General features: G+C 67.8%; 10 protein-coding genes. 7 read left to right on the top strand and 3 right to left on the bottom strand.

What is annotated here, in order from left to right; translation table 11 throughout:
- Window positions 1-21: 21 nt before the first annotated feature.
- A complete protein-coding gene (locus CFB41_RS34035; RefSeq protein WP_089459645.1) occupies window positions 22-1,512 on the top strand; it encodes an aldehyde dehydrogenase in 1,491 nt (496 codons plus the stop codon).
- A 63-nt stretch (window positions 1,513-1,575) separates the two neighbouring features.
- Here CFB41_RS34035 and CFB41_RS34030 read toward each other — a convergent pair whose 3' ends face one another.
- A complete protein-coding gene (locus tag CFB41_RS34030) occupies window positions 1,576-3,429 on the bottom strand; it encodes an ABC transporter ATP-binding protein (protein ID WP_089459644.1) in 1,854 nt (617 codons plus the stop codon).
- Window positions 3,430-3,718: 289 nt separating this feature from the next.
- Here CFB41_RS34030 and CFB41_RS34025 point away from each other — a divergent pair, with 289 nt between their 5' ends.
- The 3 genes from CFB41_RS34025 (at window position 3,719) to CFB41_RS34015 (ending at window position 6,044) form a co-directional block, all read left to right on the top strand.
- Window positions 3,719-4,285, top strand: a complete 567-nt coding sequence (locus tag CFB41_RS34025) for a TetR/AcrR family transcriptional regulator (protein WP_089459643.1) — start codon at window positions 3,719-3,721, stop codon at window positions 4,283-4,285.
- A 227-nt stretch (window positions 4,286-4,512) separates the two neighbouring features.
- Window positions 4,513-4,938, top strand: a complete 426-nt coding sequence (locus tag CFB41_RS34020) for an organic hydroperoxide resistance protein (protein WP_046547194.1) — start codon at window positions 4,513-4,515, stop codon at window positions 4,936-4,938.
- 65 nt (window positions 4,939-5,003) lie between these two features.
- Complete coding sequence (locus CFB41_RS34015; protein ID WP_089459642.1) at window positions 5,004-6,044, top strand: alpha/beta hydrolase; 1,041 nt, start codon at window positions 5,004-5,006, stop codon at window positions 6,042-6,044.
- 101 nt (window positions 6,045-6,145) lie between these two features.
- Here CFB41_RS34015 and CFB41_RS34010 read toward each other — a convergent pair whose 3' ends face one another.
- Complete coding sequence (locus tag CFB41_RS34010) at window positions 6,146-7,861, bottom strand: ATP-binding protein (protein ID WP_089459641.1); 1,716 nt, start codon at window positions 7,859-7,861, stop codon at window positions 6,146-6,148.
- A gap of 90 nt (window positions 7,862-7,951) precedes the next feature.
- Complete coding sequence (locus tag CFB41_RS34005) at window positions 7,952-8,581, bottom strand: response regulator transcription factor (protein WP_089459640.1); 630 nt, start codon at window positions 8,579-8,581, stop codon at window positions 7,952-7,954.
- A 417-nt stretch (window positions 8,582-8,998) separates the two neighbouring features.
- On the opposite strand from CFB41_RS34005, the gene CFB41_RS34000 reads away from it, so the two are divergent.
- The 3 genes from CFB41_RS34000 to CFB41_RS33990 all read left to right on the top strand — a co-directional run bounded on the left by CFB41_RS34000 (window position 8,999) and on the right by CFB41_RS33990 (window position 12,060).
- A complete protein-coding gene (locus CFB41_RS34000; protein WP_039355302.1) occupies window positions 8,999-9,322 on the top strand; it encodes a flagellar transcriptional regulator FlhD in 324 nt (107 codons plus the stop codon).
- Complete coding sequence (locus CFB41_RS33995; RefSeq protein ID WP_256941348.1) at window positions 9,319-9,972, top strand: FlhC family transcriptional regulator; 654 nt, start codon at window positions 9,319-9,321, stop codon at window positions 9,970-9,972. Before CFB41_RS34000 ends, CFB41_RS33995 begins: the two co-directional genes overlap by 4 nt.
- Before the next feature lie 135 nt (window positions 9,973-10,107).
- Entirely contained in the window at window positions 10,108-12,060 is a 1,953-nt protein-coding gene (locus tag CFB41_RS33990; RefSeq protein WP_256941347.1) for a HAMP domain-containing sensor histidine kinase, read from the top strand.
- Window positions 12,061-12,208 lie beyond the last annotated feature (148 nt).

The raw sequence follows: 12,208 nt of genomic DNA, 5'->3' as shown, positions 1-12,208 counted from the left end.
CGAGTTTTCACGAGGAAACGCATGAATCAATCGACATTCGAAGACTGGCAGGCCCGCGCGGCCGCGTTGCGGATCGAAGGCCGCGCGTTCATCGACGGCGACGCGCGCCACGCGCACACGGGCGCGACCTTCGCCTGCGTGAGCCCGATCGACGGTGGCGTGCTCGCGCACGTGGCCGATTGCGGTACCGACGACGTCGACCTCGCGGTGGCGGCCGCGCGCCGCGCGTTCGACGCCCAAAGCTGGGCCGGCACGAACCCGCGCGCTCGCAAGGCGGTGCTGCAGCGCTGGGCCGCGCTGATGCGCGAGCATCTCGACGAGCTTGCGCTGCTCGAGACGCTCGACACCGGCAAGCCGATCGCCGATACCACGGCGATCGACGTGCCGGCCGCCGCGCATTGTGTCGACTGGTATGCGGAAGCGATCGACAAGGTCGGAGGCGAAGTCGCGCCGGTCGACCCTCATCTGGTCGGGCTCGTCACGCGCGAGCCGATCGGCGTCGTCGCGGCCGTCGTGCCGTGGAATTTTCCGCTACTGATGGCCGCGTGGAAATTCGCGCCGGCGCTCGCGGCCGGCAACAGCGTCGTGCTCAAGCCGTCCGAGAAATCGCCGCTCACCGCGATCCGTGTTGCGCAGCTCGCGTGCGAGGCCGGCATTCCGCCCGGCGTGTTCAGCGTCGTGCCGGGCGGCGCGGAGCCGGGGAGGGCGCTCGCGCTGCATCGTGATGTGGACTGCATCGCGTTTACCGGGTCGACGCGCACGGGGCAGCAGATCATGGCGTGCGCCGCGCAGTCGAACCTGAAGCGCGTATGGCTCGAGCTCGGTGGCAAGTCGCCGAACATCGTGCTGCGCGATTGCCCCGATCTCGACCGCGCCGCGCAGGCGGCCGCCGACGCGATCTTCTTCAACATGGGCGAAGTGTGCACGGCCGGCTCGCGCCTGCTCGTGCATCGCGACATCAAGGACGCATTCGTCGCGAGGCTGGTCGAGGCGTCGCGACGGTTCGCGCCCGGGCATCCGCTCGATCCGTCGGTGACGATGGGGGCGATCGTCGATCGCATGCAACTCGACCGCGTGATGGGGTATATCGGTGCCGGGCGCGACGAAGGCAAGCTCGTCACGGGCGGCGCGCGCGTGAAGGAGGACACGGGCGGGTTCTACGTCGAGCCGACGGTGTTCGAGGTGAAGCCGGATGCGAAGATCGCGCGCGAGGAGATTTTCGGGCCGGTGTTGTCGGTGATCGTGTTCGACGATGTCGACGAGGCCGTGCGGATCGCCAACGATACCGACTACGGGCTGGCCGCGGCGGTCTGGTCGGCCGACCTCTCGACCGCGCATGCGGTGGCGCGGCGGCTGCGCGCGGGCACCGTGTGGGTCAACTGCTACGGCGACGGCAGCGACGACCTGAACTTCCCGTTCGGCGGCTACAAGCAGTCGGGTAACGGCCGGGACAAGTCGCTGCATGCGCTCGACAAGTACACCGAGCTGAAATCGACGATCGTGCGCTTGTAATGTCGTGGGTGACGCGCGGCCTGGGTAACGAGGCCGCGCGTCTCGCGCATCCGGATGGGCAGCTTATTGCTCCGCGCCTTCCGCGTCCGCCGTTTCCCCGAGGAACCCGCCGCTCTGGTGCGCCCACAGCGCCGCATAAATGCCACCGGCCTGCAGCAACTGCTGGTGCGTGCCTTCCTCGACGATGCGCCCTTCATCGAGCACGATCAGCCGGTCCATCGCCGCGATGGTCGACAGCCGGTGCGCGATCGCGATCACCGTCTTGCCGTGCATCAGGTCGTCGAGGCTGCGCTGGATCGCGACTTCGACTTCGGAATCGAGCGCGCTGGTCGCCTCGTCGAGCACGAGGATCGGTGCGTCCTTGAGCATCACGCGCGCGATCGCGACGCGCTGCCGCTGGCCGCCCGACAGCTTTACGCCGCGCTCGCCGACCTCGACGTCGTAGCCGCTTCGGCCATGGCGATCGCGCAGCCGGTCGATGAACTCGGACGCTTCCGCGCGCACGGCTGCATCGTGCATCTCGCGCTCGGTCGCGTCGGGGCGCCCGTACAGCAGGTTCTCGCGCATCGTCCGGTGCAGCAGCGACGTATCCTGCGTGACCATCCCGATCGCGCCGCGCAGGCTGTCCTGCGTCACGTGCGCGATGTCCTGCCCGTCGATCCGGATCGCGCCGCCGCCCACGTCGTAGAAGCGCAGCAGCAGGTTCACGAGCGTCGACTTGCCGGCGCCCGAGCGGCCGATCAGGCCGATCCGCTCGCCGGGCCGGATCGTCAGGTTCAGCCCGTCGAACACCGCGCGATCGTTGTCCTCGTGCGCGAACTGCACGTTGTCGAACACGATCTCGCCGCGCTGCACCGTGAGTGGCTTCGCGTCGGGCGCGTCGACCACGCTGTGCACCTTCGTCAGCGTGTTGATGCCGTCCTGGATCGTGCCGACGTTCTCGAACAGCTCGGTCATTTCCCACATGATCCAGTGCGAATAGCTCGACAGGCGCAGCGCCATCGCGATCACCGCCGCGACGACACCCGCGCTCGCCTCGCCGTGCATCCACAGGTACAGCGCGAGGCCGCTCGAGCCGACCAGCAGCAGCGTCGACAGCAGGTGGTTGACGACCTCGAACGCGCTGACGAGGCGCATCTGCGCGTCGCCGGTCGCCTTGAACGCTTCCATCGCGCGGCGCGCGTGGTCGGCTTCGCGCCGCGTGTGCGAGAACAGCTTCACGGTCGTGATGTTCGAATACGCGTCGGTGATGCGGCCCGTCATCAGCGCGCGCGCATCGGCCTGGCGGCTGCCGACGGCACCGAGGCGCGGCACGAAATACGCGCACGCGAGGCCGTAGCCGAGCGCCCACAGCGCGAGCGGGATCATCAGCCGCCAGTCGAAGCTGGCCGCGAGCGCGAGGATGCCGATCAGGTACGCGGCGACGCCGATCACGACGTCGACCGACATGAACAGCGCATCGCGCACCGCGAGCGCGGTCTGCATGATCTTGGTCGTCACGCGGCCGGCGAACTCGTTCGCGTAGAACGACAGGCTCTGGTCGAGCATCAGCCGGTGAAACAGCCAGCGCAGCCGCATCGGGAAGTTGATCGCGAGCACCTGGTGCTTGACCATCGTATGCAATGCGATCAGCAGCGCGCTGCCGGCGAGGATCGCCGCGAACCCGGCGAGCGTGCCGAAGTGCCGGCCGCCGAAATCGGCCGGCGTCGAGGACGCGAGCCAGTCGACCACGCGGCCCATCATCGCGAACAGCGCGGCTTCGTACGCGGCCAGCGCGGCCGACGTCAGTGCGATCAGCAGGATCCAGCTGCGCGCGCCTTTCGTGCACGCCCAGACGAACGAGAAGAAACCCCGCGGCGGCGTGACGGGATCTTCGAGCGGGAAAGTCGGCAGGCGCCGTTCAAACCACGAAAACATCGACTTGTTCTCCTTGTGCGGCCCGACGCAGCGAGCGGGCCGATGATGCCGGGGCCGGATGCGATGCGGTCGTCATGTGCCGGCACATTCGTCCAGCCGATGGACATTGCGCCGCGATTCGCGTGGCCCGGCGTGAAGTGTCGCATCGATTCGATCGTGCTGCAGGCCGGTTGTAAGCCGCCCGGCCAGGCGAACGGCGTCGTCCTTGCGCATCGGGATCGCAGGCATCGTCATCGCGCCCCTGAAAAACTCCTTGACTATCTATCTATGAGTAGATAAAGTTCGATCCATGGAAACGAAACCGACCGTCCGCGAACAGATTCTCGACCACGCGATCACGTTGATGATGCAGCGCGGTTACAACGGCTTCAGCTATCGGGACCTGTCCGACCTGGTGGGCGTGAAGACGTCGAGCATCCACTACTACTTCCCGTCGAAGGAGGATCTGGTGCTGGAAGCGGTGGCGGCCTACAGCGATGAAGTCCTCTCGGCCGTGCGGGCGATCGATCCGGCGCTGCCGGCCGACGTGAAGCTGAGCCTGTACACGAAGATGTTCGGCCGCACGCTGGGCGACGGCAACCTGATCTGCCTGTGCGGAATGCTCGCGTCCGACATCGAAACGTTGCCGGAGAACGTGCGGCAGGCAGTGCAGGCGTTCTTCACGGCCAACGAGCGCTGGCTCGCGGAATTGCTGGCGCAAGGCGCGAAGGAAGGCACGCTGCAGTTCAGCGGCGAGCCCGATACGGCGGCGCGCACGTTGTACGCGGCGTTCCAGGGCAGCGTGCTGGCCAGTCGGTTGTTTCATACGCGGGCGCGTCTCGAGGATGTCGAGGCCGTCTGGAAAGCGCGGCCCTGACCGGCGGCGCGCGAGCGGTAGGGCGGTTCACCGCCTTTTTATTGAATCTCGTTATCTATCATGTAGTAGATAGATAACTGGTGCAGAGGAATCGAGCCTCTGCATTTTTTGGGGGCGTTTATCTATCTATGAGTAGATAAACAAATGCGAAGCCGGCGAAGAAGCCGCCGGCACGCGGTCCCCGGTTCGAAGGCTGTTTCACTCACTGATTGAAAAAGGAGTCTGTCATGTCGATCGAAAAAGTGCTGTACCGCGCCCATGCAAAAGCCACCGGCGGCCGTGACGGCCGTGCGACGGTGCCCGAAAGCGGCCTCGACCTGAAGCTGACCACGCCGCGCGAGCTCGGCGGCGCGGGCGGCGCAGGCGCGAACCCCGAGCAACTGTTCGCCGCCGGCTACAGCGCGTGCTTCATCGGCGCGATGAAGTTCGTCGCCGCGCGCGACAAGATCGCGATCCCCGCAGACGCCGCGATCGAAGGCAGCGTCGGCATCGGCGCGATCCCGAACGGTTTCGGCATCGAAGTCGAACTGAAGATTTCGCTGCCGGGCCTCGATCGCGACGTCGCGCAGACGCTGATCGATCGCGCGCACGTCGTCTGCCCGTACTCGAACGCGACGCGCGGCAACATCGACGTCACGCTCACGCTCGTCTGATCGTACGCATTGCGAAACATTCACCGTCACATCGTCATTCACGGATTGAGCCAAGGAGTTACACCATGAAGATCGTCAAGCCGCTGCTGATCGCCGCCGCCGTTGCCGCTGCACTGTCCGTCACGACTACCACGTTCGCCGCGGGCGCCGGCGCCGACGCCGTCGGTCCCGACGCGACGACGAGCGCATTCCTCGCCGTGCTGAACGGCCAGAAGGGCCCGGGCCTCGAAACGCTGAGCCCCGCGAAGGCGCGCCAGGTGCTGGTCGATGCGCAGAACGGCACGAAGGTCGACCTGTCGGGCATCGACGTGTCGAACCGCACGATCGAACAGGACGGCTTGTCCGTGCCGGTCACGATCGTCCGCCCGCAGGGCGCGACGGGCACGCCGCCGGTATTCGTGTTCATCCACGGTGGCGGCTGGGTGCTCGGCGATTTCCCGACGCACGAACGCCTCGTGCGCGACCTCGTCGTGCAATCGGGCGCCGTCGCGGTGTTCGTGAACTACACGCCGTCGCCGGAAGCGCATTACCCGGTCGCGATCAACCAGGCGTATGCGGCGACGAAGTGGGTGGCCGCGCACGGCGCGGAGATCGGCGTCGACGGCAGCCGCCTTGCGGTGGTCGGCAACAGCGTCGGCGGGAACATGGCGGCCGTGGTGGCGCTGATGGCGAAGGACAAGGGCGGCCCCGCGATCCGCTTCCAGGGGCTGATGTGGCCGGTGACGGACCACAACTTCAACACGGGTTCGTACAACGCGTATCAGCAAGGGCACTTCCTGACGCGACCGATGATGAAGTGGTTCTGGGACGCCTATACGAAGAACGAAGCGCAACGCAACGAGATCTACGCGTCGCCGCTGCGCGCGAGCACCGCGCAGCTGAAGGGCCTGCCGCCCGCGCTGATCCAGGTCGCGCAGTTCGACGTGCTGCGTGACGAAGGCGAAGCATACGGCCGCAAGCTCGACGCAGCGGGTGTCGATGCGACGACCACGCGCTACGACGGCACCATCCACGATTTCGGCCTGCTGAACGCGCTGGCCACGGATGCGCCGACGAAGGCCGCGACGAAGGCGATGGCGAACGAGATCGCGACGCGGTTGAAGTAAGCGCGAGCCCGCACGCGCGCCGCGCCTGACGCGGTGCGCGTGATAAGACTCGGCGGCGGGCAGATGCCCGCCGTTTTTGCATGCCGCCGGTGCACCGGCGACTATCCGGCGTTGGCCCCGCGCTGCTGCCCGGGCGCCTGCGCATGCAGCAGGCGCGCCATCGCCGCGCGCAGCTTGTCGCTCGGCACCGGCTTGTGCAGCAGCACGAACCCGCCATGCTTCAGCCGGCCGGGCCGTCGCGCGGTCGTGTCGCCCGTGATCAGCATCGCGGGAATCGCCGCGTTGTACTCGTCGCGAATGCGCGCGATCGCCGCGATGCCGTTCTGGTCGCCGTGCAGGTGCAGGTCGCAGATCAGCAGGGTCGGCCGCACCTCGTACGATGCCAGGCACGCGATCGCGTCATCGACCGACGCGGCCGTGACGACCTGGTAGCCCCAGCGCTCGAGCAGCATCGACATGCCGGCGCGGATTGCGCTTTCGTCGTCGATCACGACCACGAGGTGCGCGGCGGCCGCCGCCTCGTCGACGGCGATCTCGTCGGCGGCGGCGCCCGGCTGCACGGCCGTGTCCAGCCGCACCAGCTGCAGTTCGAAGCACGAGCCCCGCCCGGGTTCGGAGCGCAGCGTCAGCGGACAGTCGAGCAGCCCCGCGAGGCGCCGCACGATCGCCAGCCCGAGGCCGACGCCCCGTTCGGGCTTGTCGCCGCGCCGGCGCAACTGGTAGTAGTCGTCGAATACGCGCGCCTGCTGGTCGGCCGGAATGCCGCGCCCGGTGTCGAGGAATTGCAGGCGAACGTGCTGGCGTGTGCGCCGGCAGCCGACGACGATGCGTCCGGTGTCGGTATAGCGCACCGCATTCGACAGCAGGTTGCGTGCGATGCGCTCGATCAGCACCGGGTCGGAATCGACCACGGCCGTGCTGCGCACGTACGACAGCGACAAGCCCTTCCCGTGCGCGTCGGCGGCGACTTCGCGGCACACGCGCTCCAGCACCGCGCCGATCGCGAACGGCCGGCGATGGACGGGTACGACGCCCGCATCGAGCCGCGAGATGTCGAGGATCGCGGTGAACAGCGCGTCCATCGCGTTGACGGACTGGTCGATGCGATCGACGAGCAGCGTGCCGTCGGCCGGCATCGGCACGTGACGCAACGCGCCGACGAACAGGCTCAACGCGTGGACGGGCTGGCGCAGGTCGTGGCTCGCGGCCGCGAGAAAGCTCGACTTGACGTGCACGGCCTCCGTCGCGAGATCCTTTTGCCGGCGGAAGTTTTCGGCCAGCTGCGCGGCGCGCTGGCGTTCGCGTTCGGCGATCCGCTGCGCGCGGATCAGTTGCAACTGCATCTCGATCTGGTCGCGGAATTCCTCGACGAGCCGGATGTAGCGCTCCGAATACGCATTCTCCTTGCAGTCGAGCAGGCAGATCGTGCCGAACGGCGTGTTGTCGGGCCAGCGGATCGGCAGGCCGAGATACGAGACCATGTTGACGCGCAGGTCCGGATTGTTGCGCCACTGCGCGGATTGCCGCGCATCCGGCACGACCAGCGTATCGCCGCTCGCGATGACCGCTTCGCAGTAAAGCCCCGAGCCGTGCAGTTCGGCCGATTCGCCCGGATAGAACGGATTGCCGGTGTTGCGGCTGGCGACCAGCACCTGGATGTCGCGGCCGACGTTGCGCATGATCAGCCCCGCCGGCACGCCGACGATTTCCGCCATCAGGTCGACGAGGCGCTGCCAGCGCGCGATCACGTCGGCGGCGAGGTCGAACGGGACTTCATGGTCGGCCGGCGCGTCGGGCGGCTTGTCGACATGCGTCATGCGCACGCTCCTCGAACGGGCGGAGACAATGAGGAAAATTTAGGCGTTCCACGCCGGCATGGCAATGTCGCGACGCAAGCCGGCGTCGGATCAGATGAGGCCGGCCTTCCTGCCGGCTGCCGCTGCCTGGGTGCGGTTGATGACGTTCAGCGCCTTGAAGATCGCGGTGATGTGCGCCTTGATGGTCTTTTCGGACAGGCCCAGCTTGTCGGCGATGACCTTGTTCGGTACGCCTTCCGCGAGATAGCGCAGCACTTCGATCTGTCGTTGCGTCAGCATCGAACCGCGTGCTGCAGCGGCGCCGTCCTGATGCTGCAGCGCGGGGTCGTCGAGCACGAGCGGCGGGACGTAGCGTTCGCCGTTGAGGGCGATCCGGATCGCGGACAGCAGCGTGCGCGGGCTGGCGGACTTCGGCACGTAACCCATCGCGCCCTGCGCGAACGCGCTGCGCACGGCGCCGGGATCCTCGGACGACGACAGCACGATGACCGGCAGCCCCGGGCGCATCGTCGCGAAGACGGCGAGCGCGTCGAGGCCGTCCATGCCCTGCAGCTTCAGGTCGAGCACGATGGCGTCGAGGTCGGTGTGATCGTCGAGCAGCCGCACTGCATCATCGGCGCTGCTCGCCTGGACGACGACCGTGTCGTCGTCACTCTGGCGCAGCAGCATCTCCACGCCATCCCGCAGGATCGCGTGATCGTCGACGATCAGAATTTTCATGAGGATGCTTGAATAAGTGAGTCCGGAGTCGGACCGATACGAACGAACCGGATTGTACAAGACGAAAGTCTTAATACTAAAGTCGCTTTTGTCCTGCATCTGTCTTGCGTCTAACGTCGCATTTACATTCAGCGGAATATCGCCGAGACTCAATCACGACAGTTCGCAATGCAGGTGAATGCGGGCGCGCCATTCGATGCGTCGCCGGCTTCGCGGCGATGTGAGCGACGTAGCAGGCAGCCGCTTCAGGATTGATTGACGGCGCGCTGCACGCACGCAATGTGCGTCGTTCGGCGGCGGTGAATTTCTGTTATTCGCGTCGAACACAAAAAAATAACGGTTCGTCATAACCGGATGATCGGCACGCATTTTGACGATGAATCATTGATCCTGATCGCGCATGAATCGAGGTGAACGATGAAGGTTGCCAACGACAGCGATGCAATGTGGGAACTGAACATGTCGTATCTCTGGCTTGCGCAGCGACTGCTGCAGTCGGATCGCGCAACCGGCATGTTTCGCCTGGGTGTGACCGCCGATGTCGCCGCCGCGCTGGCCGCGCTGTCAATGAAGCACATGAACGAGCTCGCGTCCGCGGGGCAGTTGATCTGCGCATTGCGGCCGGGCCGGTACGGTGTGCTGTCGGCACTGACCCGCGCGACGCCGCCGGTCGATCTCGTGCGCGTGCATACCGCGATGGTGCTGGCCGGCCTTGCGCTACCCGACGAGGAAACATCGTGAACGGCCGGGCCGGGCGGCACGGCCTCGCGGACGACGCGCAACTGACGATGCACGCGGCGGCGCTGATCCGGCTCGGCGCGCGGCTGCAGATGCTGGAAGTGGAGTGCGGATTGCCGCGCGACCGTCTCGTGCGCCTGTATCGCGAAGTGCGCGGCGTGGCCGCGCCGAAGGGGTTGCTGCCGTCGTCGATCGACTGGTACATGACGTGGTTCGCGAACCTTCATGCATCGCTGTTCCACAGCATCTATCGCTTCCTGCGCAACCAGGCGGGCTGCTCGCGACTCGAGGCGCTCGTCAAGGCCTACACGCTGTACGCCGAACAGGGCGATGCCGCAAGTTGCGGATTGCCGCTGGACCTGACACGGGCGTGGATGCTGGTGCGCTTCGTCGACGCCGGCGTGCTCGACATCGCCCGATGCCGGGATTGCGGCGCGGCGTTCATCACCTACCGCCACGCGCTGCGCCGGCATCCCGTGTGCGTCGCCTGCCGGCTGCCGGCGCGTGCGGGCAAGGGCGCGGTCGGGACGTCGCCGCGCGTGGCGCCCGGCACGCGTCATGCGCGACGGCACGACGTCCAGGTCGCCGTCGCGTCCAGTCGCGGCACCGGGGGCGCCGCGGGCGATTCATCGGGAGAATGGTGTGCAAGCTAGCGGGGCGAGGGCGGCCGAGGCAGGACCCACGCGGTCCGCGGCGCATGACGCCGGTCGGCACCTCGCGTCGGCCGGCGCGGCGCGTTCGCCCGATGGAGAAGGCTGCGCGCATCCGGTGCGCATCGAGCCGGCATCGTGAACCTCCGCGGTCTGTCCATCCGGCAGCGAATGCGTGCCGGCTTCGTGCTCGTCGTGATGCTGACGGCAGTCGCGTGCGGCACGAATCTGTGGGAAAGCTATCGGCAGTATCGGCAGGGGATGCTCGACCTGCGCGATTTCGCGCTGATCGAGTGCATGATGATCGCGTCGAACCGGATCGCGGCCGAACGCTGGCCGGCCAACCGGTTGCTGGCGCTGCGGCGGCACGATTCGGCCACGCAAGCGCAGGCCGTGCGCGATGCGCGCGCGCACACGGATCAGGCGCTCGATGCGCTGCGAGACGACCTCACGCGGGCGGCGGCGCTCGGGGCATCCGAGCGCGGGGCCGCGCTGCACGCGCTCGCGTCGATACGCGCCGGGCTGGTCGGCGCGCGCGGCGAAGTCGATGCGCTCGCCGCGCGGCCCGCGGCGGCGCGTGCGACGTGGCAGGTGCAGGCCGCGCAGGACCGCATGTTCGCGGCCGCCGACGATCTGGCGGCGCTGACCGGCGGCGTGATGGCGGGGACGGCAATGCGTCATCCGCACACGGCCGGCGCGCTGGTCCTTGCGCGCCTGCTGGGCGACTTGCGCGAATACACCGGCCGGCTGGGCGCGCTGTTCGTCGCGCCGCTCGTAAGGAACGAGGCGCTCGACAACGATCGGCTGGCGCGCATCCTCCAGATGCGCGGGCGCATCGTGCAGTTGCGCGCACTGATCGCCGGCGCGATTGCACCGGCGCTCGACGACGCGACGCTGTCGAACGACCTGGCGCGGCTGAACGACACAATGGACGGCAGCTTCCTGCCGCTCGTGGCCGCGACGCTTCGCGCGGGGCGCACGGGCGCCTATGCGATGAACGCCGAGGATTTCGCGTCGCGGATCATGCACGACCTCGACGCGTCGGCGCACTTGCGCGACCACGTGCTCGACCTCACGCGGGCGCGCGCGGTGGCGCTGCGCGATGCGGCGCGCGTGCGGATGATGCTGTCCGGCGCCGAGGCGGCGTGTTGCGTCGCGATCCTGTTCCTGCTCGTGCGCGGCACGCAGCGGACGCTGTCGAAGCCGCTCGATGCGCTGAGCCGGCGCATCGTCGCGTTGAGCGAGGGCGACGTATCGCCGATCGTCCGGGTTCCGGGCACGAGCCCCGAGATCGCGCACGTGAACGACGCACTGGACGCGCTGCGCGGCGCCTACGTTCATCGCACGCTGCTCGAGCGGCAGCGCAACGACATGCTGACGCTGTTCTCGCACGACATGCGTGCGCCGCTCACCTCGGTCATCGTGCTCGTGGACGCGCCTGCCGCCTGCCCGCCCGACTGCGCGCTGCGCGCGCGTCTTCACGAGATCGGCGGGCTGGCGCGTCATACGCTCGCGATGGCGGACGGTTTCGCGCAGGTGTCGCGGGCGGAGGCGGGCGAGTACGCGTCGGAGCTCGTCAACGTGGCCGACCTGATGAATCAGGCACGCGACGAAATCTGGCCGCGTGCGCGGGACAAGCACATCGCGATCGACGACGTCCCGTCGTGCGACGACGCACTCGTGCATGGCGATCCGGCGCTGCTGTCGCGTGCGCTGGTCAATCTGCTGCGGAACGCGGTCGAATACAGCGCCGCGCATACCCGCATCGCGTGCAGCGTCGAGCTGGCGGACGACGGTGCTTCGGTGTGCTGCGTGATTCGCGACAACGGCTACGGGATCGCGGCCGAGGATCAGGCGCGCCTGTTCGAGCGTTACCGGCGCTTTCGCCTGCCGGGACAGCCCGGCACGAAGGGTGTCGGGCTCGGTATGGCGTTCGCGAAGGCGGTCGTGGACCGGCACCGCGGCGAGATCCACGTGCGCAGCGCCCCGTGGCAGGGCACGACCGTGACGCTCACGCTGCCCGTGGCCGGCGTATCGGGCAACGCGCACGACCCGGGCAGCGCGATGCCGGCCGAACCGGTGCCGGGATGAGGCATGGCAGCGGGAGGCCGCACGCCGTGCAGCCGGTGGTGTCTTCCCGCAGCCGCACGCGGCGATGTCCGATCGCGCGTGAAGTTGGTACGATCGCGCGTATCGTTCACGCCGGCGCTGCAACCCGCCGGCCATCGGTCGCGCGGCC

The sequence above is a fragment of the Burkholderia sp. AU33803 genome, assembly GCF_002223095.1.
GTDB lineage: Bacteria > Pseudomonadota > Gammaproteobacteria > Burkholderiales > Burkholderiaceae > Burkholderia.
The sequence above is the reverse complement of the archived record's forward strand: the minus strand, read 5'-3'. Positions and strand labels throughout refer to the sequence as shown.

Coding starts and splice junctions, on each gene's coding strand:
- CFB41_RS34035 (WP_089459645.1), top strand. CDS start 22: ATGAATCAATCGACATTCGAAGACTGGCAGGCCCGCGCGGCCGCGTTG.
- CFB41_RS34030 (WP_089459644.1), bottom strand. CDS start 3,429: ATGTTTTCGTGGTTTGAACGGCGCCTGCCGACTTTCCCGCTCGAAGAT.
- CFB41_RS34025 (WP_089459643.1), top strand. CDS start 3,719: ATGGAAACGAAACCGACCGTCCGCGAACAGATTCTCGACCACGCGATC.
- CFB41_RS34020 (WP_046547194.1), top strand. CDS start 4,513: ATGTCGATCGAAAAAGTGCTGTACCGCGCCCATGCAAAAGCCACCGGC.
- CFB41_RS34015 (WP_089459642.1), top strand. CDS start 5,004: ATGAAGATCGTCAAGCCGCTGCTGATCGCCGCCGCCGTTGCCGCTGCA.
- CFB41_RS34010 (WP_089459641.1), bottom strand. CDS start 7,861: ATGACGCATGTCGACAAGCCGCCCGACGCGCCGGCCGACCATGAAGTC.
- CFB41_RS34005 (WP_089459640.1), bottom strand. CDS start 8,581: ATGAAAATTCTGATCGTCGACGATCACGCGATCCTGCGGGATGGCGTG.
- CFB41_RS34000 (WP_039355302.1), top strand. CDS start 8,999: ATGAAGGTTGCCAACGACAGCGATGCAATGTGGGAACTGAACATGTCG.